The following is a 25797-nucleotide window of genomic DNA, read 5'->3' as shown; positions in this document are numbered from 1 at the left end:
TGGTTTGCATCTTGATACAATTTTTTAAGCTAGGTTTATTACATTTAACAAACGTAAATTCTAATTGTAATGAAACTACTCTACATCTTTTTCGCTTTACTTCTTTTTAATTGCGGCACTCAAAACCAGACAGATACCCAATCTATAGAAAATGCCAAATCCGCCATTCAAAAAGTTATGTCAGACCAGGAAACCGCTTGGAACAATCATGACCTTGAAGGTTTTATGCAAGGCTACTGGAAAAGCGATTCACTAAAATTTTACGGCAGCAATGGACTTACCAAAGGCTGGCAAAATACATTAGATAATTATAAAAGAGGCTACCCGACAAAAGCTGAAAGTGGCACGTTAAACTTTATTATTAACGATGTGTCTAAAATTGAAGGTAACAATTATTGGGTAATGGGAGAATACCATCTTAAACGTGAAGTTGGTGATGCAAACGGTGTTTTTATTATCATTTTCAAAAAAATAAATGACGAGTGGAAGATTGTAGCAGATATGTCTTGCTGAAATTGAATTTGATGCTCACAAAAAGAAAATGTTTCCGAGAGTATTAATCTATCACGAAAAATACTAAGTCAGAAACATTTTATAGTTAATCCTTAATACAATCTAATCGGTGCTTTATGCCGCAACAGTAGAATTTTCCTGAGTCTTAAAATGGTCATATAACTCCTTACATCCTAAACCAACAATAGATAGACTTTTAGCCTTTGTTATAGATTCATTATGTAATTTGGCCAATGCCATTACGCCTGCTCTATCAATGCTTTTTACACTTTCAATATTGATAAGTACATTATCCATTCTATCAAAAATATTGGCAAAATGCGAATTAAAGGTCTTTAAGTTGAGTTTATTCAAACTTCCTTTAATCTGATAATTGTTGTTGTAATTTGTAATTTGTAAATCCATAATACAATGCTTTTAGGTTCATTAATAATTGGGCGCTATTAATCAGTAAATTTGGTGCTATTAATCTTAGGGAATACCTAAATATCGAAAGTATTTTAGACACCAAAAGATTATTTCGACCAATGGCAAATAAGATTGGTTTATTAGGATTTAATTGTTTTTTTTTTCGACAAACAACACATTGACAAATAGATATGGGAATGTAAAGCTTGTGGCGATTCTACTTACTGGAATTAATTTTTTGAAGGTGGGCACTGATTTCCACAGGCTTATAGACTACAACTTTAGATACTGGATATTTATTTAATAGATGCGCTGGCCTAATAGGACGTTTTTCAAACCCACCACCACAATTAGGGCAGACATCTTTTAACAGCTCGGTACAATTTGCACAAAACGTACATTCGAATGTGCAGATCATCGCATTATCAGATTCTACAGGTAAATCTTTATTACAGTTTTCACAGGTTGGTCTAATTTCTAACATTGTGTCACCTTGTAAATGTTTTTATAGAACATTAATTTTATAGCATGAAATATAAATACAAAGTTATACTAATGATTATTTTAGCAACTATAACTCTTTACGGGTTAGTTACAGGTAAGTATTTATTTCTGGTATTTATGGTTCCGCTGAGTTTCGGCTTCTTCAATAAAAAGGACCAAGATTAAAGTTTTTCATTAAGTTAGACTTGTCCTGCTGACTAGACGGTTGAAATGAAAAATTAAATTTTCTTAACATATTGTGTAATAATAACAATCTGCTGGCCATCCACCTTGCCTTCAATATATTCCGCATTTTCATGATCTAACCTGATGTTTCTGACTGCCGCACCTTGTTTGGCGACCATACTTGAGCCTTTTACTTTTAAATCTTTGATAAGTACTACGGAATCTCCCTGTTCGAGTATCACACCATTAACATCCCTATGAATAACTTTATCCTCTTCTGCCTCACCATCACCAGAAGCTTTTGCTAATTCCAGCGTATCATCTTCCATATACATCATCGCCAGCAAATCTTGTGGCCAACCTTCGGCCTTTAAGCGGTTGAGCATTCGCCAGGCCATAATTTTAACTGCCTGGTGCTCGCTCCACATACTATCGTTAAGACAGCGCCAGTGATTAGCGTCTATCGTTTCTGGATCTTCCATTTGTTCTACGCATATATTGCATGCGTAAAGAGCAGTTTTTAGCTCGTTTTCTACTACATCTGGGACAGTATAAACCGATAGATATTCTTCGTTTCCGCAAAGCTCACATTTGTTGTTGCTGCGCTGCTGTAATTCTTTCTCTAATGACATAAACTTGAAATGTGATACAAATGTAAACTTAATTGAGTGTATCCCTCAACTTTTTAGGCAACCCTTTTACCACTAAATCGTAAGAATGATCAATTAAATCTACTAAGAGCTTTGGTGATATTTCATCAGTATTAATATAAACGCTATTCCATTGTTTTTTGTGCATGTGATAGCCTTCCTTAATACAATCGAATTCTGCTCTAAGTTCTTGAGCGTAATCCGGATCACATTTTAAGTTGATAAAGCCGTTACCTTCTTCCCATTTTTTTAACGAAGCAAGTGCAAACATTTTATTGCAAACTTTAAAAACAAGTGTATCATTATCAAACGGAAAGTGTTCCGTGACTTGCTTTTTGTTCATGCAATAATTTCTGAATTGTTCTATATTCATCACATCTCAACCTTCCCAAAAGAGAATGAGCTTTTTATTTTAGCCCAATGTGGCATTTCTTTTAATATTTATTAAAACCTTCAACGATTTGAAAACCTTGCAAGTCCTCTTTATTCTATTTGAGCTGTTTTGTTTCGTCACCTTCAATTTCCAAAGCTGAATAATCAAGTGTCCAACCGATTGTCTCTACCAAATTTTCAATAAGTTGAATCGCCTCTAAAGCTTCTTGTTTCGCTATATTGTACAGTCCACTTTCTGGTACTTTATCTAAAATATGCGCTTTTGCTTTAGAGTTTAAATCCGTTAAATCTGCTGCTTCAAATCTATTGAACATACCATCTTTTTTGTCGTAATAATTGATGTTAGTTTCAATGGACAGTACTTCTGGTTGTGGAAAATGGGACAACATGACCGTTTTTGTTTTTGTATTGGATCGCATTTCTACCTTACCCAAATCAAATCCAACATGTGCTTTTGCATTGATGACGACCAATGCTTTTTTTCGACTTGAAACGAGTTTCAGGAATTTGGCTTTTACATCTTCGTAATGGTAAATTTCTGCGAAGTCACCTTCAACTGTTATAAATTTACAGACACGCTTTATTTTGTCTAAAAGTAAAACTGACTGCTCATTGGTTCTTTTGGTGTTTCGGATTTGTTTGAAGATTGTGACCAACGCCAAAGTGACCAAAATACTTATGATGACTATAAAAAATGTTTCCAAAAATTTGTTTTTAATAATTTGAGATGCTGCATGATCCTGAACATTATCGGGTTAGCACCACAAAAGTTAATCTAAAATTTTATATAAAATAGGTTTGCTCGGTGAGGCATCATTTTCAAAAGGTGCTATCTGTAAATTCAGAAAATAAGTACCGTCGTTAACCTTATTTGGGACATAAATCATTTCTGTAATTGTCGCGTCCTCTCTAATATTGCCGTTTAAGTTCCAAAATGCTCTGTGCGCACGTAATTCTCCACCATCTTCTTCCCTATCTATACTCGGCGTATCTACAAGTAAGTGTTTAATCCCCTTTCTTACTAATAATTCTATGGCATCTTCCCTAAAATAGGTCCAATTGGTATGCGAATAATGTCTCGACTTTTTAGCTTTAGTATTAGGCATAGTTCTAATAATTAAAGCATCGCGTTTCTTATTACCTAAAGCAAATTGTAATTGTTTAGCCGAAATTACCTTGTCTTTAAGGTACACTTCTGGTGCTACCGAAATCACTTCGGCCAAAAAGAAAAACTGCTTTAAATGCTTGTTTATGGGATACGATTTTTCCGTCAAATGACCCACAGTTTCTGTATGCGTACCATGAGCATGAGGATTAAAATTTATAGTATTAAAATTTACCGAAGCACCTTCTGTCACACTAATTGTATCACCATCGACCACCTCAGGTTTAATGGTCGGGTGATCGATGTACCACGCATTTACATTAGTGTCATTACCTCGCAATGGGATGGAAATATCCAAAGGCTTGGTTAAATCGATTTTTAATTTTCTTGAATTGTATTGTATGGTTGTAATCATTTATGCTGAAATATTTCAAGTCTTTTTTATGTTTAATTTAAATAGCTCTGAAGCAATACCGTCGCTCAAAAATTGACCTTTCTTGGTGACGCGCAAATGCCCTTCATCAATATACAATAAATGTTGATTAATAAAAATCTGCGCCTGCTCCAAGAGGTAATCTTTGTAGCTGTTTCCAAAATCCTTGTCAACTTTTTGTAACGATACTCCCCAAATAGTCCGCAGACCTGTCATAATATATTCATTATACTGATCTGTCGTTGTTAAGGTTTCACATTCAATTGGTAATTCCTTTTGTTGAATTTTTTTAATGTAAGTTGAATTGTTTCTAACATTCCAACCACGCTGTTTACCATTAAATGAATGTGCCGAAGGACCAATTCCCAAATAAGATTTTCCTTGCCAGTAAGCTGAATTATTTCTGCTAAAATAACCCTCTTTTCCAAAATTGGATAACTCATAATGTACAAATCCTGACGCTTCCAATTTATCTTTCAATATATGAAATTGCTCATGCGCCTGGTCGTCATCTACATCCTCAATAATTCCTTTTTCTATAAACGAAGCCAAAGCCGTTTTAGGCTCAACTGTTAATGCATAACTCGAAATATGAGGAATATTGAAACTCAATGCCGTCTCTATATTTTCCAACCATTGTTCGTTTGTAGCATTTGGAATTCCGTAAATTAAATCAACTGAAATATTATCAAAGTGTTTTGTCACCTCTTCCAAACATGCTTTTGCTTCGTTTGCATTATGTGCCCTATTCATGAGATTTAAATCCCTTTCAAAAAAAGATTGAACACCAATGGATAATCGATTTATTGGACCTTTAGATAGTTCGAGTATTCTAGTTTTCGACAAATCATCTGGATTAGCTTCCAAAGTAATTTCTGGATTGGCTGCGACTTCAAAGTTTTTGTAAATCGCATCAATTAAAAATCGTAATTCACCACTGGTTAATAAGCTTGGTGTGCCTCCTCCAAAATAAATGGTTACGACAGTTTGATTTTTGAATTCATCCTTGCGCAATTCCATCTCTTTTGACAATGCCTTAATCAATTCATCTTTCTTTTTCACTGATGTTGAAAAATGAAAATCACAATAGTGGCAAGCTTGTTTGCAGAATGGTATGTGAATGTAGATGCCGCTCATTTAGTTGTCAGTATTCAGTCGCAATTTGCAGTCAGAAAATTATTCTTTTAATGTTTATGAAGTAAGTTAAATAATGAAACTGCTTACTTTTTAACTCGTCCTTCATTTTGCTTTACAAATGCAGCCCAACCCGTATAGCTTTTACCAACTTCCACTCTCCCTTGGTTATAAAAATGACAAACTGCCGCCGCCAAGCCGTCCGTAGAATCAAGATTTTTGGGCAATGTTTTCAACTTTAATAAACTTTGCAACATTTTGGCAACCTGTTCTTTACTGGCATTTCCGTTTCCGGTAATGGCCATTTTTATTTTTTTAGGCGAATATTCTGTAATTGGAATTTCACGCGATAATCCTGCTGCCATAGCGACACCTTGTGCTCTTCCAAGTTTGAGCATACTCTGTACGTTTTTACCAAAAAAAGGTGCTTCAATAGCAATTTCGTCTGGGTGATAGGTGTCAATTAATTCGACGGTACGTTCAAAAATGAGTTTTAATTTCAGATAATGGTCGTCGTATTTTTTCAACTGTAATTCATTGAGCTGCATGAACTCCATTTGTTTTCCGACAATTTTTATAAGCCCAAAACCCATAATGGTTGTTCCTGGGTCAATCCCTAATATAATTTGTTCTTTGCTCATAATATCAATCGCAATATTGGCAGCCACTCAAGGATACCGATAAGCCAAAGGTAACGTTTAATACACTACCATTAAAAGCTCCTAAACCATCCAGAACTGGGTCGTAATCATCTAAAGATGTTAATCCATAAATATATGAGACGTCGGTGTAAACAGATACTTTTCTGTTGATGGCGTAGTGCACTTCACCACCAAACATAACATTGAGGTAGCTTTGTTTGTTATCACCTAAATCACTTAAAGGTTTGGTAAAAGAGAAACCAGGACCTGCGTGTGCAGCAACGTGAATATTATCCGGCAAAAACCCAATATATTCTGTTGGATCGTAAACAAATTGAGCGTTGATTCGGGAATAGTTGATTTTGAATTCTGGTGAATCTTCATCGTTCTCAAAACGGTTATATCCAAAATCCAATCGCACACCATATTGCCGTTTTAACATATGCTGTAACCCAATATTAATCGTAGGAAAATTTACTGGTTGTGCATAGGTGCTTTTCACAAAACCATCGGTTGTTGGATAGTTAATACCAACGGCAAAAAGCGCTTTCCATTTTTTGTTTTCGGTAAATTGTGCAAAACAGCTCATGGTCGAAGCGACCAAGGCAAAAACCAAAAGGTATGGTCTTAATTTTTTGAACATCTGTGGGTTTTTTGGTTTAATTTGTGGCATGTTTTACAATGTGCATTACAAAACTAAACAATTCTTCTTTGTACTTATTAAGTTGAGCATCGTAGTTGGCGCTTTTTATTTTATTTATGCTAAAATTGTTGAAAACGAAAATCTTCAACTCAACACATTTTTGGATTTTTTGCGTAAAAAAGAGATTTTTTCAACTAAAAACATCATTTTTTTGATCATTTTGAGCATTTTTAATTGGTTTTTTGAAATTATCAAATGGCAGCATTTGGTTAAAACAATCAAGAATATTTCATTTAAAAATGCATTGGAACAAAGTTTAGGTGGATTGACTGCCTCACTGATTACGCCCAACCGTATTGGTGATTATGGCGCCAAAGCAGTATATTATTCCAAAGGCCATCGCAAAAAAATTGTTTTGCTTAACCTTCTAGGTAATATGGCGCAGATGACCATTACTACTTTTTTTGGTGTTATTGGATTTATTGTTTTTGTGAATCACTATCAGATTGATATAGACTATTACAAAATTGCGCGATTAGTTGGTATTCTTATTATTCTGAGTTTATTTGTGGCTTTCGGATTGCGGCACGACAAATTTAAAATCAAAGGATTTTCGCTACAACGTATATTTGATTTCCTCAAAGAAATGTCAGTAAAGCACCATGCAGTAACTCTGTTGTTGTCACTTATTCGTTATTTGATTTTTTCATTTCAGTTTTACTATTTATTGACCGTATTTGGGGTTGACGTCGATTACAGTAAAGCTATGGTGGTGATAACCAGCATGTATTTTCTGGCTTCTCTAGTACCATCAATTTCAATTTTCGATGTGGTGATTAAAGGAGGTGTTGCTGTTTTTTTATTCGGATATGTTGAAGTAAATGAATTGACGATTTTGTCAATCACAACAATCATGTGGCTCTTGAATTTTGTGGTTCCGAGTTTATTTGGAAGTTATTATGTGTTAAATTTTAAATTACCAAAAACCGAAGAAGAATGATTTCAATTATAGTTATCGTTATCATTGTAGCTTACTTAATTCTTATAGGATTACTAAGTGTTTCATTCGATAAAGTTGAAGATTTTAAACTTCAGGATTTAGATTCGAAAACTAAATTTTCAGTTGTTATTCCGTTTAGAAATGAAGCTGAAAATTTACCGCGATTATTGGATTCCATTTTTAAGTTGAATTATACTTCATCGCTTTTTGAAGTGATTTTGGTAGATGATGGATCTGAGGACGAATCTGTAAAAATTACTCAAAATATTCTCGATACATCACGACAAAAAAGTGGGGACACTCAATCTAACGACTTTGTAATCATTCACAATAAAAGAACTTCAAATTCACCAAAAAAAGATGCCATAACTACAGCCATTGAAAACGCAAAATACGATTGGATCATCACCACAGACGCAGACTGTGTTTTACCTAAATATTGGCTCGATGCTTTTGATGAATACATCCAAACTCAAAACCCTAATTGTATGATCGCGCCAATCACTTACATGGATAATTCTTCATTTTTAAAGCGTTTTCAAACTTTGGATTTTTTGAGTTTGCAAGGTGCAACCATCGCTGGGTTTGGTTTAAAAAAACCTTTTTTGTGCAATGGTGCTAACTTTGCCTATCGATTAGAAACTTTTAAATCTGTAAATGGTTTTGAAGGTAACACCGAAATTGCCAGTGGCGATGATGTATTTCTACTCGAGAAATTTTTGAAACATAATCCAAAAAAAGTACACTATCTCAAAACCGAAAAAGCTATTGTGATAACAAAAGCTGTTGATTCTGTATCTGGATTAATTCAGCAACGTATTCGCTGGGCTTCTAAAACCAGTGCTTATGATAATTGGTTCGGAAAAATGGTGGGTCTTATTGTTTTTTTGGCAAATTTAGCGAGTTTGATGTTGATTCCATTGGTAGTATTTAACCTATTGAGCTTTAGAGTTGCTGTGGCATTATTCGTTATTAAATTTTGTATAGACTTTCTCATCTTATTTAAAACAGCTCGATTCTTTAAGCAAGAATCACTGCTGATTTCATATTTTATATCGTCATTTATTTATCCGATTTTTTCAGTTTACGTTGCTACATTGAGCCTATTTCAACCTTACAAATGGAAAGGTAGAACGTTCAAAAAATAAGTTCTATTAAAATTTTTGGTAGATTTACGTTAAGATTCCCAGATCTCATAAAATCTCAAATAATGAAAAAGTATATCCTCATTTGTTTTCTTTTTGCACTGAGCTACAATAGCTTTGGACAGGACACCTACACCATCAATGGAGAAACCATAGAACTTAAAACAGAAATTGATGGCAAAATTGATTTACTTTGGAATGTTATTGACAATCAATACCGCTATTTTGTAAGAAATGCAGAAGGTACCATTACCGAACTAAAAAACAGCAAAACACCCAATGGTGATTTTCAAGAGGAATATAAAGCGACGTTGAAGAACATTACTAACGGCAGAAATACGGATGACGTAAAATTAACGCTGTATAGTCTGAGAAGTTTTATTGATGCCTATAATACTTCAACTGATGCTACTTACACCTCAACGCTAATTGAGAGTAAAGTGAAATTTAGACTTGGCTTTTCTGGTGGAATTACAAACAACCCTTTTGTGACCAATCCTGACAATATTAAAGCACCACTTGTGGGCGCTGAGCTCGAAATTTACGAAACGAATCTCGCCAGGCATTCAGGATTTTTGCAATTGAGACACGCTTTTGAAACGGACGAATTTTCTTATTCTGCAACAGAATTGTCACTTGGCTACCGTTTCAGAGTTGTGAACACATCAAAGTTTTCTCTTTATGCTCAGGTAAAACTGGCCACCATTAATTTTGTTAATATCACCTTTATTGATGCTGATGATATGGAGGCCAACGCTAATGACACTTCTTTTGACTTACCTCTTATCTTTGGTATAGGAACAGACATTAAAGTTGCGGATAACGGTTATTTGACATTTATTTTAGGTGAATTATTTGCGGTCGGTTTTGACAATCAGGATAATTTTCCGCTTGACTTTTCCGTAGGCTACAAATTCAATCTTTAAATGGGTCTGCGCAATTTAAGAACTTCCAATCCTGTTTTTAATGGCTATTTTTGGGATGATGGAAAATCGTCCGATAAAACCATGTCCGTTTTTGGGATTTTTGTAAAATCATTCATTGGAATTCTAGTCATTGCAGCTATCACAACTTACTTATGGAAATTGAATGAAGAGGGCATGTCCATGAAATGGTTCACGCTAGGTGGCATGCTGGCAGCGATAATCATCAGCGTTTTAATTTCCGTAAGACAACATTGGGCACCTTATTTGGTTCCACTTTACATCGTCGCAAAAGGTGTTTTTCTTGGTGGATTTTCTGCCTATGCACACCGTAATTTTTCTGAGTTACCCTATCAGGCCATAGGTGTTACAATTATCACTTTTTTTGTGATGCTATTATTGTATCAGACTCGGATAATTGTGGTGACCAAAAAACTACGAAGTGTTATCATTACCGTTTGCGCTAGTATTATGGTAGTGTATCTAATTTCTTGGATTTTGAGTTTTTTCGGGATTAAATCCTATTTATGGGGAACGTCTTGGGTTGCCATTGTATTTAATATTGTTGCTGCCATTGCTGCGTCTTTTGCTTTACTTTTGGATTTTGATTATATAGAACGCTATAAAAATAAAGCACCCAAAAGGAAAGAATGGTTGGCTACGTGGGGACTTTTGGCTACTCTAATTTGGTTATATATCGAGACTTTAAGGTTGATGCAGAAGTTGGCAATTAGGTTTTAACTTCGAAAGGCTCAGCCACTAAAAATCAATCAATCTTTACAATAACTGGCAAAACGAATACAGTCGTAACTTGCTGACCTCTTTTTATTGCTGGATAAATCTTTGGAATATCGTTAAAACTTTCTCGCAACAAGCTATCAATTTTAGGGATTTCAGAAGTTGTTTCTTGTTTCACATTGATGGAATCAACTTCTAAAACACCTTGTTTATTAATTATAAGTTTCAACTTAATGGTATCATTTACATCTTTTGAAACCGCTATGTTTTGTAACCCTAAATAAGTATTGACGTGAGATAATAATGTATTCTGAAAACAGGTTTTGGTATCTATTTTTGTGGTTAAAGAATCACAGTTGCTAAAAGTTGGGTAGGTATCGACTTCGTTCCAATTAAAGGTTTGCAACTCTTCTTCAAGCAATTCATCTGAATAGACTTTTTTCTTTTCAAAATAATTACATGATGTAAACAACAATAGTAAAAGAATGAGTGTAATTCGGTTCATTAACAACATTATAATACCGAAAATACAATTTTTTTAAATTCTAATCTTCTTGTAAAAATTTTTCTTGATTGAGTTCCTTTAAACGTTGTTCTGCAAATCTTACGAAAGGACTTTTTTTATGCTTTTCTATATAGTTTTTATACAGTTTAATTTTTGTATCCAAATCTTTATAAAATTCATCCTTTGTTCTGACCAAATAAAACTCGGTCATCATGTCCGTTGGATCTTCTTTTAATGCTATTTGAAATGCTTTTATCGCTTCTTCGTACTTTTTTTGTCGATTCAAGATTGTGCCCAACCTTCGGTATTCGTTAGAAAGCGGCACATCCTGAAGTTTTAACGAACTTGATATGTAAGTTTCGGCATTTTCAAAATCCTTTAAACGTTCGTAATAAGTACCAATAACATACATAGCTCTGGCATCTAAAGGATTGTATTTTAAAGCCAATTTTCTATGTTTTATTGCATCGTGATAGTCTGAATTCTGTGCGTAACTTAAGCTTAATTTCTCATGTATAAATTCAGATTCCTCGCCCATATCCAAAAGCTTTTTGAACCACTCTATAGCATGCGTGTAATATTCTTGATAATAATAGGCCTGGGCCTTTAGGCTAATCAATTCTACATTATTGGGATAACTTTCCAATCCTTTGTCAGCAAAACCGTGGGTAACTTCAAATTCTCTTTTGATTAAATGATGCTTGGCGAGCTTAAAAATGGCTTTTTGATGGGTGTAATCCAATCCAAAAGCTGACATGAATTTTTCTGTCGCTGTGGAATCTCGTTGCTTTTCCAGTACCAAACCCAATTCGTAATGGTAATTGGGATTTAGGCTGTCTTTTTTAATAATATTTTTGAATAGTTCACTGGCTTCGTCATAATTTTTGGTTCGGGACAGCAGTTTTGCGTATTCGTATTTTAAAAGGTCATCATTGCCATTAGCTGCTATTGCCATTTTGTAGTTGTTGAGCGCTTGGTCATAATTACCAAGGGCGACATACGATTTGGCAATTTTGTCGTAAAACTCATCTTTATCTTCTAAACTACTGAATGCTTCAATGGCCTTTGTGTAATTACCGGTGGCAAATAATTGCTTCGCATCATCTGAATTTTGAGCAGTTGCAACACATACAAAAAAGAGCGCAATAAGTAGGTGGTTGAATTTCATTTAAGAATTGATTTAATCTTTTTTAGTTGCTGCAACTTGAAAAACAATTGGTAATGAATAATTTACTTTTACTGTTTTGCCATTGTGAGATCCTGGAGTAAATTTTGGCATTGACGAGACAACTCTCACCGCTTCCTTTTCTAACTCGGGATGCGCTCCTCTAGCACTTGCGTCGGTAACATTACCTTCAAGATTAATTTTAAATTGTACAAAAATGAGCTGTTTTTTTGTTCCCAATCCTAAAGTCTTAGCTAAATTGGTATTAAAATTTTTGTTGACAAAGCTGAAAATTGAACTGTTAGTGCATTTTTTTCGTTCTTCATTATCTGTTATGAGTTCACAATCTTGATATGCTGGCACCAAATCTACTGTAGAAAATGGAACAGCATCTTTATTGTAATTGCTCATACTTCGCTCTATATATTTTGTGAGTAGCTCCTTGCGTTTTTCTTCCGATAATGTGTCGTTGGTTTTTTTATCATTTGAGGAGTCGTCATTATCAATTTGAAACACAATTGGTAAAGAATAAGGCACAGTTACAACTTTGCCTTTTTGTGTTCCAGGAATAAATTGCGGCAACGTTTTAATCACTCTTTTTGCCTCAGTTTCCAATTCTGGATGTGGCCCTCTAGCTCTGACACTAGCTATGTCACCATTTGTATCTATTTTGAATGACACAAAAATACGTTGACGACCTTTTAAATTTAATGAATCGGCTAAACCTATATTGAAATTTCTATTGACATGCTTGGACACAAACTGGCTCATGCATTTTTTGCGTTCTTCATTAGTTTCCAAATCTTGACACTCTGGTAGTGTTGGAACTTCTTCTATAACAGAAAATGGAACTTCAACAATTTCTACTGCCGGAGAAATCAGTGGTTCCGAAGGTGAATCTGCATCCGTAAAATCAGTTAAAACCATCGTGGATGTTTGGTCTGCTACAATAAGTTTATTGAACTGATTATCTTTCTGTATTTGTTTTACTAATGATTCATACCGTTTTTGTTCTTCATCCGTTTTATTAGCCGCATCTTCTACATACAATCTCAAAATACCATCACGGTTTATACTTTCCCAATTTCTCTTTGCCTCATCTGTATGTAACCAAGCTCGAAATTCTTTATAAGTTTTATGCTTCTTAGAAGTTATAGATTCAGCTATAATTAAATCTGCATCTGTTAATATCCCTTTATCAGATTTTCTTTGAATGCCTTGATCCATGATGTACTGCATGTAAGCATTCATCTTAAGGTACTCTTCACGTGAGACTATGTATTTATATGTGTTTTCTTTGATTCCTGCATAATTAGCTATCTCAGTAAAAGGTACATTATTTGCAGCCATTCTTTTTATCTCCTCATAGTACTTTTGCTGAAGCTCTTCATCCGTTAATTCCTGATTATTTTCAACTCTAGTTTCAGCCTTTTCCTGTGCTCTCACTTCGGCAGAAGTATAAATGAGCATTCCAAAAACCATAGGGATTAAAAGGGCGTATTTTATAAGATTAAGCTGTTTGGATTTTGATTTCTGTAACATAGCTATTCGTTTTTTAATTAATGATTTTTTAAAAAATGTATTGGTAAAGGACACATTGTTCACATCAAAGACTTGGCTGAGTAAACTCTGATAATAATCCAACTTTCCGTTTTGTTTTACAGCTTTAGAGTCTGCAATGTATTCGTGCAACTCTTTTATTCTGCTTTGGTAAATATAAATTAGAGGGTTAAACCACATAGCGACTTTCAATATCTCAAAAAACAGTAAATCGACCGTGTGGTATTCCTTAATGTGTACCAATTCATGCTTGTAAATAGAAGGTCTTTCGGTTTCGGAAATTCTTTCACCTAAGAAAATGGTATTGAAAAACGAAAAAGCCGCACTGCTCTTTATCAGATTAACAATAAGAACATTACCGTGCCAACGCTTTGGATTTTTGGACTTCAACCAAAATAGCTTTGCGATTTTACAAACAAAAATAAATGTGGCCACTGCCAGACCAATTATAAATATAGTTTGCCATAATGGTGTTTCGGGTTGTTCTAAAATAATGCCTACCTGCTTTGCAACGAACACCTCATCTGCCGTTGGTATTTTTGTTCCAATAAAGACTTCAGGCAGATGAATCACCATTTCGGAAGGTGCAATTTTTTGAAGTTTCGGTAATTTAATGAAAGGCAAAACCAGAGACAACACTGAAGTTATGAGCAAGTAGATTCTATTATAATTAAAGAATGTTTCTCGTTTTAAAAACAAATCGTAAACCATTAAAAATAGTGCCTGAAATGCCATAATCTGAAGAATAGTATATAACATAACTATTTGTTTTTATTGATTTCATCCAATAGTACTTCAATATCCTTAACGTCAACATCATTCTTTTGCACAAAGAAAGAGACCATGCTCTTAAACGATCCTTGAAAATAATTATCTACTAATTTATTAATGGATTGATTACTATACGCTTCTTTTGCTACGATGGGAAAATACAGGTGGCCTTTGCCCTGTTTTTTATAATCCACAAAACCTTTTGATTCTAAAATTCTAATGATTGTAGATACGGTATTATAGGCAGGTTTTGGCTCGGGAAGCGTTTCAATTACAGCTTTGACATTGGCTTTATTGAGCATCCAAAGGGCTTGCATTATTTCCTCTTCTGCTTTGGTTAGTTGTTTCATTTATTCTGAAATTGTTTCAGAACCTCATTATTTAAAATAATAAAATCCCTAATTAATATAAACTTGAATCTTGGATTACATCACTGAAATTAACTATAGCAAACTCAAAATTCTTAAGTGGAAATATAATTTCACTTTGCTAATATAACTAATTATTTAGTTTTAACTAATTATTTAGTTGCAAAAATGTTTTGTTAATGTATTTTAACAATATTTAGGATAGGTATATAACAGAAAAAAACCTAGCCATAATAATACGACTAGGTTAATTTTCTTGCTATTAACTCAACAATTACTTAAAAAGGATTAATTAATTCTTGTTGACTTGTGGTAAATATATATTAGTGAATTGAATTTGGGCTGTGGTTAAACCGCAAACTTAATGCGGAAAAACCGTAGTTTTGAAGTATAACGGCATATACAAGCAGATTTCTATTGCCATTTATCGTCAATATTTTTCGCAAAAACTATAAATATCCTTTGTCTCGCGCTTCTTGAAGTAAAGTTTCGTCTTTACCGTCAGTAACAGAAAACAATAATTTAAGTTGTTTTTTTCTTTTTTCTAATGCGCTTGTGGACAAAGGAATATACTCATTAAGACTTTTTGTTTTGATACCTTGCGACAAAAGATGTAAAATTTTTCTGTTGACATCATCAATGTAAATGTCACTAGTAATAGTTTTTTTTACATAGTTACTCACAGTACTGCTGTAATAAGGAGGGGATTTGAGTATTTGCTGGAATGCATCTGCCAACTCCATTGATGTCAAGTCGCTCTTAATCAAAAAACCATCTGGATCTATCTCTTTAATAATGTTATGAATCCTAAAAGATTCATTAAACATGGTGAGAATTACAATCTTGGCATTGGGCAACACCTTTTTTGCTAATAGCGCTAAGTCTTCACCTGATGCGAATCTGCCATCTTCGGAAGCAGGTAAGCTAATATCAAAAAAACACACATCGTAAGCTGTTCCTTTTGATGCTCTATTAATCATTAATTCTGCCGTGTCACAATTGTTCGCAGTATCAATAAGTAGGGTCTGATCTTCTGCTTTGGTTGCCATTAACACATTTTGGTAGCCCTCTATAATTATTGGGTGGTCATCTACCATTAGGATGTTAATATGTTTCATAAACTCAATATACTGGTTTTTAATTTACACATAGCTCGACAAATCTTATTTATTAATTTTTAAAATCTTTTGAGCAAAGGGTCATTATAGCTGATTTGAATAGGGTATTTTAACCCTCACCTTTGTACCTTGTTCTGGCCGTGATGAGAATTTAATGCTCCCTCCAATGTCTTCTACTCGTGAATTCATATTTTTAAGGCCAATACCCTTTTTACTTTTGGCTGTATCAAAACCATCACCATCGTCAATAATATACAAGCAAATTACATTTTTTTCTAGTGAAATGCTAATTTCCATATGCTCGGCGTTAGCGTGCTTATAAATATTCTGCATAGATTCTTGAATGATTCTAAAAATGTTAATTTTAGTTTTATTGGACACAAAATCCCAGTTGATATCGTCCGTATATTCAAAATTAGAGGTTAAGCCATAGGCTTGTGACTGATTTTCTATCAACTCCGAAACAATATCCATAAAACCAGAACCAGAAACGAAATCGGTATTCAGTTCGTGCGAAATTTTTCGGATATCTTCCTCTATAGTTTTAAGCTGACCTATATAACCCGCTCTGGACATCATCGCTTCTTTTCCATCCTTAAAGTTAATACTATCCAGACTTAAACGCGTACCAAAAAGCCTCCCCAAAACACCATCATGTAATTCTTTAGACACACGGATTTTTTCTTTAGCTCTAGCCTCATCGACCTTATCCTGTTGACCCAACATTAGGTTGTAAATATCTTCATTGGCTTTTTGCTGCTGTTTTACTAGCTTCAGTTCTTTTGTTTTAGCCCGCTGTGATATTACCACATAAATTAATGCAGCGGTTAGGAGTAAACCAATAGATAATATGGCGAGATAGAGGTTTTCTTTTGAAATTTGCTCGTTTTCGGCCTCGAGCTGGTCAGTTTCAAATTCTATCCTAGCAAATTTGTTTCTTACGTTTCTCTCTACAAGTAACAAGCTATCGGTTAAATTAATATGCTCTTTCAAATATTTTTTTGAAACTTCACCTGTTGTAAGTTCAGATAATAATAGCATAGACTCAAGAGCAATGTCATTTACGTCCAATCTTTTAGATAAATCATATGCCCTTTCAGCGAATTTTATAGCCTGTTCCCTTTCTTCAACTGCATTATAAAATTTCGCCATACTAATTGACGTTCCTGTTCGCGTCATCTCGTCATTAAGACTATCGGCAATTTTATAGGATTCTTCAAACATTTCAATAATCTCATCTCTATTGTAATCACCTGTGAGAAAATTGGTGTAGGCTAGATTTTCTAAAACCAAAGCATAAAATGATGGATCATCCTCAAAGAGATTTTTTGTGTTCAATATTTCTGAAAAAATCTTTTTTGATTCAAGAAACAATCCTTCCTTTCGTTTTATAAAAGCGATATTATTTAACGTATAAAGACTATTGTTATAATCATCTTCCATACCTTTAGCTACTGCTAGAGCTTCATTATTATAGTCTATAGCTTTTTCATAATTACCAAGTTCATCAGCTATATTCGCAAGCGTATTATACAATATCCATTTATGATCTTGTATTTCGTTAGTTTCCTTAACATCATTGATCAATTTTAAAGCTCTAATTGAGTTATCCTCGGCACCATAATAATCTTTACCCTCAAATTGTAGGGCAGCTAAATTACCCAAAGCGTAAGATAAATCTGTTTCTGCATTAATGAGATCAAAGACATTTGCGGATTTTAGATAGTAATAATAAGAGCTATCCTTTACTTCTGTAACAAAAAAGGCATACCCAAGAGCATTATAGGCGTATGCCAATGAGCTCGAATCTCCCAATTTTCTAGCTACAAGTTTTATTTTGTGATTGGCATTTATGTAGTTGCCAAAATCATTCTGGTTAAAGTAAAGATTGCGTATTTTTTTTTGGATCTCTAAAAAGATAGAGTCATTGTCAAGCTCTTCAACTAGTTCTTCTGCTTGATTTAACTTTTTAAGTTTTTGGTTATCAGATAGATTTTCACCTTCAGGAAATTCAAGTAATGATTGAATACTTTCAACTAAAACTTTTTCATTTGAAGATTGGGTGTACCCAAACTGGATAGAAAATAGCAATAGTAAGATTTTAAATGATAGTCGTCTCAAACTTGAAGCAATTGAATGTTATGCTCAAATTTATAACAAAAATCCTTCTTTTAATCTTAAACTTTTATTAGAACAAAAAACCCCTACTTTTAAAGTAGAGGTTTAATTTTAATTCTTTGAAACTAAAAAATTATCCGTTTGTCGGTAATTTAATTTTACTTTTTTTGTGCGCTAATAAATCAATATTTGTTGAGTTTTCTTTGTAAGTTGGTTCAGTATCGATATTTGATCCTGGATTAACACCTGAAACAGTTAGCAATATTACAGCAACTAATAGTAAAGTAATTTTTAGGGTCTTCATAAGTATAAATTATATTAGGGTTAAATAAATAATAAACATAAAAAAAGCTCCAATAAACAAATATTGTGCTAAGGGTAAAAAAATGGATTATTAATTATCTTAGGTAAAACCTAAAATTTATACTAAAATAAAACGAGGGACGTTTTTAAGACGAGGGATGTCTATTAGTAAAATGGACTAATTTCTCTTTTGAGAAGGTCAAATATAAAAATAATTATTGATTACACAACAAAAAAACAGATTAAGTGCTTGTTTTTTTCGACAAAAAGAATATATTCTGTTCATAACCTGTTAATAACTCTACAGCAGTGCTCATTTACAAAGTCTTAAATTTTTTTTCTATCTAGAAAAATCAAGGAAATACAGCCCTATAAATCAACAATTTAGACTTATCGACTCTAATAATTTGAATTTCAAAACATACCGTTAATCGTATTTATTGGACAGAATATCGTATTTTTAGTAAAAAAGTTTACATTTGAAGTCCCTAACCCAGATCTGTTTTGGTTAATAAAAGTTATTTAGAGCACATTATAGCCTTTTCTACCTTTCTTGTTTTTACAACTTCGGTGATTTTTTTATATACCAAATCTTTAGAAAAACACCATTCGGTTGTACGCCAGCAAGTGAACGATACGGGTCAATTACTATCTAGAGAAATACAGAGGATAGTCCAAACTGATATTTCAAGGTTAAAAAACCTGAAATACAGACTAGAAAAATCTAATGGAGAATACTTTACTAATTGGGAAAGTGACGCCAATTTATTAATGCAACAAAATCCTTCTCTAAAATTTGTAGAATGGATTGACAGCTTAATGGTAATTAGAAAAATTGTACCATTAAAAGGTAACGAAGCAGCGCTCAACTTAGACATCTCTAAAGTTGACTATAGGCGTAAGGATTGGCTTGAGCACAGTATCAGTGGAAAGGTAAATATGACCTCTTGGGTAGAACTTACTCAAGATGGTAATTCTTTTCTAGTAGATGTGCCTGTTTACATAGATAATAAATTTCAAGGTACCATTTCGGCCGGAATGGATTTTCAAGATAGTTTTGAGCGCATCATTGAATATCTGGAAAATCAATATAGTGTAGAACTAATTGACCATAAAAATAATGTTTTCTTTAGTGCAAATCAAGATATTGTACTCGATAATGCTGCGTTATTTTCATATTCCAACACACTAAAAATTGTAGGAGAAGATGAAAAATTATGGAGCGTCTCTGTATTGCCTTCTGAAAAATTATTGCTAGCCGAAAGTAAAGTGATTACTAAAATTGCTTTCATAACTGGCTTAGTGTTTTCTTTAATAACCTCATTACTAATCTTTTTTTACATCCGTGCTAAAAAAAGTACCAAACTGGTGAAAAGTTCTAATTTGGCATTGATGTCTGCAAATGAAACCTTGAATATCGAGAGAAACAGAGCTAAAAAGGCATCACAGGCAAAAACCGATTTTCTCTCCAACATGAGTCATGAAATTAGAACTCCTCTCCATGCTATTGTTGGCTTTATTGAACTTTTAAAAGAAAGCAAACTCAGCAGTACCGACAAGGAGTATTTGAATTTTATGGAAACCTCTTCAAATAACCTGCTGAGCATTATTAATGACATCCTTGATTTTGAAAAGATAGAATCCGGAAAAATTGAACTGTCAAAAATTCAATTTAATCCAATATCAAAAATAAAAGAGTTAATAGAAGTCAACCAACTTTTATATTCACAAAAAAACCTTTATTTAAAAGCTGATTTTAACAGCTCTAAAAACCTTATGGTTATAGGTGATGAAAGCAAACTTCTGCAGATTACAAATAATATAATAAAGAATGGACTAAAATTTACTAACGAAGGTGGTGTAACACTTACGTACAGTGATGCTTTGAATAATGACGGCAAACTTAACATTTCCATATCCATAAAAGATACAGGTATAGGTATACCAAAAAACAAATTAAACACCATCTTTGAGCGCTTTACCCAAATAGAAAATAGCATCAAAAAACAGTACGAAGGCAGTGGCCTTGGTTTGGCAATCAGTAAGATTTTTATAAAAATGATGGGAGGAGAAATCACTGTGAACAGTAAGCCAAACGTTGGGACAGAATTTCAATTTAATGTTATATTACCTGTAGCAGAGGATCAACAGAGCCAAAGAATTGAAACATTAAGGGAAAAACTAGATCTCTCAGATTTAAAAGTTCTGATTGTAGATGATAATAAAGTAAACATTCTAGTCTTAAAGAAATTTTTGCATGACCTCGATATCACTTCAGATACTGCAGAAAATGGGGAAATTGCTATAGATATGGCAAGAAAAAAACATTACCAATTAATATTTATGGACGTTCATATGCCAAAAATGAATGGCTGGGAGGCCACACGCGAAATACGAAAAACAAACCAAGACGTCATAATATTTGGGATTTCTGCCAATGTTACAACTGATGCCATTAATCAATCAATTGACACAGGAATGAACAACTATCTCACAAAACCATTTAAGAAGAGTCACCTATACCAACTGTTGCATTATCATTTCGAAAGCCAAAAAGCCTTCTAAAACAAAAAAGCATCCCAATTTCACGAGGAAAAAGGAAAGCTTCTCATTGGTAAGTTCCCAAATCAATTGAGAATCTCACTACTACTCCAAGATTGCTCTTGGAACAACACAACATCTTTAGTATTGTTTCAAAAAAAGCCTCAATTTCTTGAAGCTTTAATTTTGCAATTTTAGCGGTCTGGACGGGACTCGAACCTTGCTCAGCGAGCCCAATCGCCGTGGCACTTCTGCCAAATATCTTTATCTATGTTGACGATTTGTGAACTAATTCTCGTGAGTTGTAGTCCTATTTGTTTCGTCTGATGCAAAAATAGTAATTCTTTTCAAATTACAATATTTAATATCGAATAAAATAGACTGAATGGTATAATGTTCAATTGTATTCAAACCAAGCAAGGAAAATTCAATTGGGGTATATGTTTATTATCATACAATATTACCGAAATTTAAACTCGTAAAATACTTTCATCAAAAGACTACGGCATAAGGCCGACGCATCTTCCAACGCTTATTTATTCCGTTTCCTTTTGAGCAAAGATATTATCTTCCGTTTGGTTTCTGCTCAAATATTGTTTAATCAAAAATTTGAGTATTATGACAACAAAAGCGAGTACCACAAAGAAGCGCAGTAGAGCGAAATCTACTGTCAAGAAAGAAGTAAACGGAAAGAAATCATCCGTAGTTCAAATTCAGAACTTACAATTGGTCAAAATCAAGCCTGACCCAGAACAGCCGAGAAAGACTTTCAACGAAGATGCATTACAGCAGCTATCTGAGAGTATCGAAAAGCACGGTGTGTTGCAACCAATCACGGTAAGGCAACTAAATGGCCATTACGTCATCGTAATGGGCGAACGCAGGTATCGTGCAAGCAAGCTGGCAGGAAAAAAGACCGTACCCTGTATCGTGAGAACTTATGAAGACAATGATGTGCTTGAAGTTCAGATTATAGAGAATCTACAAAGACAGGATGTCGAACCGACCGAAGAAGCTGAGGCGATTGCTTACCTAAGCGAAAAATATGCGCCTACTGAAATTGCGAAGCGATTGGGAAGAACTGATAACTTCATCAGACAGCGTCTAAAATTAGCTGGATTGATTGACGGTTTCAAGCAATTTGTCCGCAAAGGCGAAATGACCATATCGTTGGGTGTAGGTGTAGCGCTCTTTGAACCAGAGGAACAGCAGATGATGCTGGAAACAATGGGCGAGGATTTCAATGCGCACCAGATAAACAGAATGATTAAAGACCAGACCTATGATTTGGAAAAGGCATCCTTTGATGTGGCCGATGAAAAATTGGTTCCGAAAGTCGGGTCTTGTGTAGAATGTCCGTTCAATGCAGCCAATCAGGGCAATCTGTTCGGCGAGGGTAAAATGGTCTGTACGAAAGCAGCTTGTTTTGAAACGAAGAAAGGTAAGTCGTTACTGAAGCTGATTGAGAAATCCAAGAAAGAAAATAAATTACTAATTCCTGAAATACGACAATACTGGGCAGATGATGAGAGAAATCAGCTGGTCATTGCTCAACTGGAAAAGCACGGGTTGAAAGTCTATCTGCTGGATGACGTTGAAATCATCGAAAATCCTATCGAGCCAACGATTGAGGCCATTAAGAAAGAATATCAACATTATGACTATTCTGAGGATGAGCTCAAGGCTGAATTTGAAGAAGCGATGCAGAACTTTAATAAAGCATTGGAAAAATTCAATTCAGCTAAAGAAAATGGATTTATCGACGGCATCGTGTTCCATCCCGATACATACCAGCACAAGAAAATTTTCGTTAAGATTCTTGAGAAATCAAAAAGTGATTCCTTAGCATATTCGGAACCAGTTGCCAACAGGAAAATGGCAGATTGTACACCGGAAGAACAAATCATAAAAATCAGCAAAAGGGAAATCCGTAAGAAGCAAATTGAGAACAATCGACAGTTTGAAGAAGTGGTTAAGATGATTCGTGAGACGAAATACATCGATACGAAGAAGACACTTTCAACGGATGAAATGGTGGCATTCTCAATATCGCTGTTTGAAAATAATGTGGATTGTATGAGCCAACAAAAGTATTTCTCAAAGTTCTTGGGCGACACTTCAAAGATGACTAAGGTTGAAATGGTCGAGAATTTCAAGAAGAAGTTCAAAAAGGAAATCTTTCACAAGTTGATACGATATATGCTCACAAAGCAAGTGCATTTTGGTGAAAGCAATCACGTAAATAACTTGACGAACGCATCATTTTATATCGCAATGCAAGGGTATTACAAATCTAAGATTGCCGGCATAGAAAAGGAATATGCCGAAAAACGAAGCAAGCGTGAAGGACGTTTGAAAGAACGCATCACAGTTCTCGAAAAGAAGATTGAGGAACTCAACGATTAGCTTTTGTTGTTTGAAGAAGGGTCGGCATTCGTGCTGGCTCTTCTTTTTTTATGATATTAACCTTGGTTCATATTTCGTATTTTATTACATTAAACAATATTTAAAACCAATAATTTTCAGCAATATCGTTACTTTCTATTAGCTTAACAAGGTACCAGAGAGCATCTCTATAACCAATGAAACTCGATTATAAAAGCATAAAGGATGAGAGCCAATTCACGTTGACTAACTTCAGTTGCGGACCATCACTCAATCTTCTGAACCAAAAGGGATTTTATAAAATTCTTTGGGCAAAGGATAACTGTGTGGACATTATTGTTGATGGCTCAAAAATAAGCTTGGATAAAAATCAGGTAATTTTTTGCACACCGCTTAATATAATGGAACTCAAAATGGGCACTGGACTTCTCGCAATAGTTTTCAACAGAGAGTTTTATTGTATACGTGACCACGACGATGAAGTATCCTGCAACGGTTTTTTGTTTTTTGGTTCTTCGCTACCACCCATTGTAACTTTATGTGAAAAAGACGTAAAAAGCTTCGAGGCGATGTTTCTCATTTTAAGGGAAGAGTTTGAGACCAGAGACCATATTCAGGGTGAGATGCTAAGGTCTATACTTAAACGGTTATTGATTAAATCTACACGATTAATTAAATCTAAAAATTCTAAAGTTGAATTACCAACACCTCAGTTCGATATCGTCAGACAATACCATATTTTAGTAGAGCAAAATTTTAAACAAAAGCATCAAGTATCAGATTATGCAGAGATGCTGTTTAAGTCGCCTAAAACACTATCTAATGTATTCAAAAAATCAGGGGATATGTCGCCTCTCAAAATAATTAATGAACGAATTATCCTTGAAGCAAAAAGATTACTGTTCTATTCGGATAAAACAGCTGAAGAAATCGGTTATGAATTAGGGTTCAATGAGCCGGCACATTTTTCAAAATTCTTCAAAACCAATACGGGTCTTCCACCAGCCAGGTTTAAAAATGAAGTTAAAGATTCACTTTAGGATTGATATAGGGTGCCCAAGGAAAATCAATGGCAAGTTTTAAAGTTTGCGCAATATAGTTAGCAATTATTATTTCACCCACAACTAAGAATAAATCCATAAGTATTGCTTTTGTATATCCCGCCTTGAAGAAATTATTCAAAATACCTGGTTCAATTTTTCCTCTGTTTTGAGCAATGCTGAATGAGAGTTCAGCAAGGGCATTAAATTTTTCATCAGAAGTAAAACGACCCTTTCTGGATTCTATGGTTTCGTTAGTATTTAAACTTCTTTTAAGACCTATGTGGGTATATTGAGACAGAGAGTAATTACTTCCATTTACTTCACTGACTGCTAACTTCACTATAATTTTTTCTTTGTCACTTAAATTGGATTCTGATTTTGAAAGTTCCAAATAATTGACCAAAGCATTGTCAGAATTCAAAAATGCTTTGTAAATGTTTGGTACGAAGCCAAATTTTAATTCTATCCTGTTTAAATAGTCGCCATTCAAAGTTTCATTCTGTTTATTTTTATTAACATTATTCATCTTTATAAAATTTTAATATGCATACAGATATGTATTTTTATTAGAGTACAAAGATACTTTCAGCTTGACATAAAAGTAATGGTTAAAGTTCCTTGATGATTGCAAATATTTCCCTTAAACAATTGCTTTACAATTTGTTATGTGCATTTTGAAATATAGATAAAGAAAAGCAGCCCACATTAAGTGAGCTGCTCGTTTAACTGTACATATTAATAGTTAGGGGATTTTACAACTGTACAGTTTCTAATGGTATGGCTTCTGGAAAATCAACAGGTACCTTGGTGGTGTTGTGGATATAGTTTGATATCGTTTTATCACCCACCAAGGCAATCGTATCGATTAAGTTTCCTTTTGTCCATCCGGAGTTAAAGAAGTTTTCAAGAATATCAGCATCTGTATTGCCTCTATTCTCTGTAACGTTCTTTGCCAATTTTGCCAAAGCATCCAATTTTGGGTCAAATGAGGCTTCACCTGCTCTTAATTCTAAGATTTGGTCTTCTGAGAATCCGTTCATTTTACCAATTGCAGTGTGTGCAGCTAAACAATATTCGCAATTATTCACTTGGCTCACTGCAAGGTTCACTACCTCTTTTTCTTTCGCTTTAAGCGAGGTCTTGGCATTAGAGAATTCTAAATAGTTTTTAAGTGCGTAATCTGAATTTGCATAGGTCGCAAATAAGTTTGGTACAAAGCCCACTGCTTTTTCTAAATGGTCAAATAAACCTTGATTTGTTTCGTTTACTTCTGCTCTCGTTGGTACATTAAATGTTGTCATAATTTTTGTTTTTTTAAATTAATTATTGAATTGATATATATGGTTTTTCAGTGTCACAATAGTAATCGTGATGAAAATTTGTTTCGCAATGTTTCAGCTTGGAAATCTGTTTTTTGATAAGCTTTTGAGGCTGCCTAAAAATCTCTATGAGATTGAAAATTGATGTGTTTTTTGGTATCATTTTTTATTGTTTTAATTACATTACAAAGATGCAATGGAAGATA

General features: G+C 34.0%; 26 protein-coding genes. 8 read left to right on the top strand and 18 right to left on the bottom strand.

Annotated elements, in window-relative coordinates; genetic code table 11:
• Window positions 1-69: 69 nt before the first annotated feature.
• Window positions 70-513, top strand: a complete 444-nt coding sequence (locus HM983_RS01235) for a YybH family protein (RefSeq protein WP_179343474.1) — start codon at window positions 70-72, stop codon at window positions 511-513.
• A gap of 114 nt (window positions 514-627) precedes the next feature.
• Here HM983_RS01235 and HM983_RS01230 read toward each other — a convergent pair whose 3' ends face one another.
• The 9 genes from HM983_RS01230 to HM983_RS01190 all read right to left on the bottom strand — a co-directional run bounded on the left by HM983_RS01230 (window position 628) and on the right by HM983_RS01190 (window position 6619).
• Complete coding sequence (locus HM983_RS01230; RefSeq protein ID WP_179343472.1) at window positions 628-918, bottom strand: STAS domain-containing protein; 291 nt, start codon at window positions 916-918, stop codon at window positions 628-630.
• Window positions 919-1138: 220 nt separating this feature from the next.
• Window positions 1139-1405 carry a DUF1272 domain-containing protein gene (locus HM983_RS01225; protein WP_179343470.1) on the bottom strand — a complete coding sequence of 89 codons (267 nt, stop codon included), beginning with the start codon at window positions 1403-1405 and terminating at the stop codon, window positions 1139-1141.
• Between the two features lie 238 nt (window positions 1406-1643).
• Window positions 1644-2222: a PhnA domain-containing protein gene (locus HM983_RS01220; RefSeq protein WP_179343468.1), complete on the bottom strand. Its 579-nt coding sequence runs from the start codon at window positions 2220-2222 to the stop codon at window positions 1644-1646.
• A gap of 28 nt (window positions 2223-2250) precedes the next feature.
• Window positions 2251-2613, bottom strand: a complete 363-nt coding sequence (locus tag HM983_RS01215; RefSeq protein ID WP_179343466.1) for an MmcQ/YjbR family DNA-binding protein — start codon at window positions 2611-2613, stop codon at window positions 2251-2253.
• Window positions 2614-2728: 115 nt separating this feature from the next.
• Window positions 2729-3337, bottom strand: a complete 609-nt coding sequence (locus HM983_RS01210; RefSeq protein ID WP_179343465.1) for a DUF4230 domain-containing protein — start codon at window positions 3335-3337, stop codon at window positions 2729-2731.
• Between the two features lie 66 nt (window positions 3338-3403).
• On the bottom strand, window positions 3404-4153 hold the full coding sequence (locus tag HM983_RS01205; RefSeq protein WP_179343463.1) for a cyclase family protein: 750 nt from the start codon (window positions 4151-4153) through the stop codon (window positions 3404-3406).
• A gap of 15 nt (window positions 4154-4168) precedes the next feature.
• Window positions 4169-5287 carry a radical SAM family heme chaperone HemW gene (gene hemW, locus HM983_RS01200; RefSeq protein ID WP_317166938.1) on the bottom strand — a complete coding sequence of 373 codons (1119 nt, stop codon included), beginning with the start codon at window positions 5285-5287 and terminating at the stop codon, window positions 4169-4171.
• 104 nt (window positions 5288-5391) lie between these two features.
• Window positions 5392-5946, bottom strand: a complete 555-nt coding sequence (ruvC, locus tag HM983_RS01195) for a crossover junction endodeoxyribonuclease RuvC (RefSeq protein WP_179343459.1) — start codon at window positions 5944-5946, stop codon at window positions 5392-5394.
• A gap of 4 nt (window positions 5947-5950) precedes the next feature.
• Entirely contained in the window at window positions 5951-6619 is a 669-nt protein-coding gene (locus tag HM983_RS01190; RefSeq protein ID WP_246277435.1) for a cell envelope biogenesis protein OmpA, read from the bottom strand.
• On the opposite strand from HM983_RS01190, the gene HM983_RS01185 reads away from it, so the two are divergent.
• From HM983_RS01185 to HM983_RS01170, 4 genes are all read left to right on the top strand, one after another.
• Window positions 6618-7589 (top strand): lysylphosphatidylglycerol synthase domain-containing protein, encoded by a 972-nt coding sequence (locus HM983_RS01185; RefSeq protein WP_179343457.1) that lies wholly within the window; start codon window positions 6618-6620, stop codon window positions 7587-7589. The genes HM983_RS01190 and HM983_RS01185 overlap by 2 nt on opposite strands.
• Window positions 7586-8737 carry a glycosyltransferase family 2 protein gene (locus HM983_RS01180; RefSeq protein ID WP_179343455.1) on the top strand — a complete coding sequence of 384 codons (1152 nt, stop codon included), beginning with the start codon at window positions 7586-7588 and terminating at the stop codon, window positions 8735-8737. Before HM983_RS01185 ends, HM983_RS01180 begins: the two co-directional genes overlap by 4 nt.
• Before the next feature lie 62 nt (window positions 8738-8799).
• Complete coding sequence (locus HM983_RS01175) at window positions 8800-9660, top strand: hypothetical protein (protein WP_179343454.1); 861 nt, start codon at window positions 8800-8802, stop codon at window positions 9658-9660.
• Window positions 9661-10398 (top strand): Bax inhibitor-1/YccA family protein, encoded by a 738-nt coding sequence (locus HM983_RS01170; protein WP_179343452.1) that lies wholly within the window; start codon window positions 9661-9663, stop codon window positions 10396-10398.
• Window positions 10399-10423: 25 nt separating this feature from the next.
• Here the strand turns inward: HM983_RS01170 and HM983_RS01165 are convergent, their stop codons facing one another.
• From HM983_RS01165 to HM983_RS01135, 7 genes are all read right to left on the bottom strand, one after another.
• Window positions 10424-10900 (bottom strand): hypothetical protein, encoded by a 477-nt coding sequence (locus HM983_RS01165; protein ID WP_179343450.1) that lies wholly within the window; start codon window positions 10898-10900, stop codon window positions 10424-10426.
• A 40-nt stretch (window positions 10901-10940) separates the two neighbouring features.
• The gene (locus HM983_RS01160) at window positions 10941-12068 is read right to left on the bottom strand and encodes a tetratricopeptide repeat protein (protein ID WP_179343448.1); all 1128 of its coding nucleotides are present in this window, start codon (window positions 12066-12068) and stop codon (window positions 10941-10943) included.
• Window positions 12069-12080: 12 nt separating this feature from the next.
• Window positions 12081-14384 carry a M56 family metallopeptidase gene (locus HM983_RS01155; RefSeq protein ID WP_179343446.1) on the bottom strand — a complete coding sequence of 768 codons (2304 nt, stop codon included), beginning with the start codon at window positions 14382-14384 and terminating at the stop codon, window positions 12081-12083.
• A 2-nt stretch (window positions 14385-14386) separates the two neighbouring features.
• On the bottom strand, window positions 14387-14746 hold the full coding sequence (locus tag HM983_RS01150) for a BlaI/MecI/CopY family transcriptional regulator (RefSeq protein WP_179343444.1): 360 nt from the start codon (window positions 14744-14746) through the stop codon (window positions 14387-14389).
• Between the two features lie 467 nt (window positions 14747-15213).
• Entirely contained in the window at window positions 15214-15882 is a 669-nt protein-coding gene (locus HM983_RS01145; RefSeq protein ID WP_179343442.1) for a response regulator, read from the bottom strand.
• A gap of 84 nt (window positions 15883-15966) precedes the next feature.
• Window positions 15967-17973, bottom strand: a complete 2007-nt coding sequence (locus tag HM983_RS01140) for a tetratricopeptide repeat-containing sensor histidine kinase (protein ID WP_179343440.1) — start codon at window positions 17971-17973, stop codon at window positions 15967-15969.
• A 160-nt stretch (window positions 17974-18133) separates the two neighbouring features.
• A complete protein-coding gene (locus HM983_RS01135) occupies window positions 18134-18304 on the bottom strand; it encodes a hypothetical protein (RefSeq protein WP_179343439.1) in 171 nt (56 codons plus the stop codon).
• A gap of 503 nt (window positions 18305-18807) precedes the next feature.
• On the opposite strand from HM983_RS01135, the gene HM983_RS01130 reads away from it, so the two are divergent.
• The 3 genes from HM983_RS01130 (at window position 18808) to HM983_RS01120 (ending at window position 24269) form a co-directional block, all read left to right on the top strand.
• Window positions 18808-20868, top strand: coding sequence for a response regulator (locus tag HM983_RS01130; protein WP_179343437.1), 2061 nt, complete (start codon window positions 18808-18810; stop codon window positions 20866-20868).
• Window positions 20869-21462: 594 nt separating this feature from the next.
• Window positions 21463-23250, top strand: coding sequence for a ParB/RepB/Spo0J family partition protein (locus tag HM983_RS01125; protein ID WP_179343435.1), 1788 nt, complete (start codon window positions 21463-21465; stop codon window positions 23248-23250).
• Between the two features lie 176 nt (window positions 23251-23426).
• Window positions 23427-24269 (top strand): helix-turn-helix domain-containing protein, encoded by an 843-nt coding sequence (locus tag HM983_RS01120; RefSeq protein WP_179343433.1) that lies wholly within the window; start codon window positions 23427-23429, stop codon window positions 24267-24269.
• Here the strand turns inward: HM983_RS01120 and HM983_RS01115 are convergent.
• Together HM983_RS01115 and HM983_RS01110 are read right to left on the bottom strand one after the other, a co-directional pair.
• Window positions 24253-24798: a carboxymuconolactone decarboxylase family protein gene (locus HM983_RS01115; protein ID WP_179343431.1), complete on the bottom strand. Its 546-nt coding sequence runs from the start codon at window positions 24796-24798 to the stop codon at window positions 24253-24255. The two genes, HM983_RS01120 and HM983_RS01115, sit on opposite strands and share 17 nt — an antisense overlap.
• A gap of 226 nt (window positions 24799-25024) precedes the next feature.
• Window positions 25025-25573 carry a carboxymuconolactone decarboxylase family protein gene (locus HM983_RS01110; protein WP_179343429.1) on the bottom strand — a complete coding sequence of 183 codons (549 nt, stop codon included), beginning with the start codon at window positions 25571-25573 and terminating at the stop codon, window positions 25025-25027.
• Window positions 25574-25797: the final 224 nt, after the last annotated feature.

Source organism: Winogradskyella ursingii, assembly GCF_013403975.1.
Lineage (GTDB): Bacteria > Bacteroidota > Bacteroidia > Flavobacteriales > Flavobacteriaceae > Winogradskyella > Winogradskyella ursingii.
This window is presented reverse-complemented; position numbering and strand designations above follow the sequence as displayed.

Coding starts and splice junctions, on each gene's coding strand:
- HM983_RS01165 (WP_179343450.1), bottom strand. CDS start 10,900: ATGAACCGAATTACACTCATTCTTTTACTATTGTTGTTTACATCATGT.
- HM983_RS01110 (WP_179343429.1), bottom strand. CDS start 25,573: ATGACAACATTTAATGTACCAACGAGAGCAGAAGTAAACGAAACAAAT.
- HM983_RS01215 (WP_179343466.1), bottom strand. CDS start 2,613: ATGAATATAGAACAATTCAGAAATTATTGCATGAACAAAAAGCAAGTC.
- HM983_RS01150 (WP_179343444.1), bottom strand. CDS start 14,746: ATGAAACAACTAACCAAAGCAGAAGAGGAAATAATGCAAGCCCTTTGG.
- HM983_RS01145 (WP_179343442.1), bottom strand. CDS start 15,882: ATGAAACATATTAACATCCTAATGGTAGATGACCACCCAATAATTATA.
- HM983_RS01180 (WP_179343455.1), top strand. CDS start 7,586: ATGATTTCAATTATAGTTATCGTTATCATTGTAGCTTACTTAATTCTT.
- HM983_RS01125 (WP_179343435.1), top strand. CDS start 21,463: ATGACAACAAAAGCGAGTACCACAAAGAAGCGCAGTAGAGCGAAATCT.
- HM983_RS01185 (WP_179343457.1), top strand. CDS start 6,618: ATGTTTTACAATGTGCATTACAAAACTAAACAATTCTTCTTTGTACTT.
- HM983_RS01225 (WP_179343470.1), bottom strand. CDS start 1,405: ATGTTAGAAATTAGACCAACCTGTGAAAACTGTAATAAAGATTTACCT.
- HM983_RS01190 (WP_246277435.1), bottom strand. CDS start 6,619: ATGCCACAAATTAAACCAAAAAACCCACAGATGTTCAAAAAATTAAGA.
- HM983_RS01135 (WP_179343439.1), bottom strand. CDS start 18,304: ATGAAGACCCTAAAAATTACTTTACTATTAGTTGCTGTAATATTGCTA.
- HM983_RS01230 (WP_179343472.1), bottom strand. CDS start 918: ATGGATTTACAAATTACAAATTACAACAACAATTATCAGATTAAAGGA.
- HM983_RS01220 (WP_179343468.1), bottom strand. CDS start 2,222: ATGTCATTAGAGAAAGAATTACAGCAGCGCAGCAACAACAAATGTGAG.
- HM983_RS01120 (WP_179343433.1), top strand. CDS start 23,427: ATGAAACTCGATTATAAAAGCATAAAGGATGAGAGCCAATTCACGTTG.
- HM983_RS01235 (WP_179343474.1), top strand. CDS start 70: ATGAAACTACTCTACATCTTTTTCGCTTTACTTCTTTTTAATTGCGGC.
- HM983_RS01155 (WP_179343446.1), bottom strand. CDS start 14,384: ATGTTATATACTATTCTTCAGATTATGGCATTTCAGGCACTATTTTTA.
- HM983_RS01115 (WP_179343431.1), bottom strand. CDS start 24,798: ATGAATAATGTTAATAAAAATAAACAGAATGAAACTTTGAATGGCGAC.
- HM983_RS01170 (WP_179343452.1), top strand. CDS start 9,661: ATGGGTCTGCGCAATTTAAGAACTTCCAATCCTGTTTTTAATGGCTAT.
- HM983_RS01175 (WP_179343454.1), top strand. CDS start 8,800: ATGAAAAAGTATATCCTCATTTGTTTTCTTTTTGCACTGAGCTACAAT.
- HM983_RS01160 (WP_179343448.1), bottom strand. CDS start 12,068: ATGAAATTCAACCACCTACTTATTGCGCTCTTTTTTGTATGTGTTGCA.
- ruvC (WP_179343459.1), bottom strand. CDS start 5,946: ATGAGCAAAGAACAAATTATATTAGGGATTGACCCAGGAACAACCATT.
- HM983_RS01205 (WP_179343463.1), bottom strand. CDS start 4,153: ATGATTACAACCATACAATACAATTCAAGAAAATTAAAAATCGATTTA.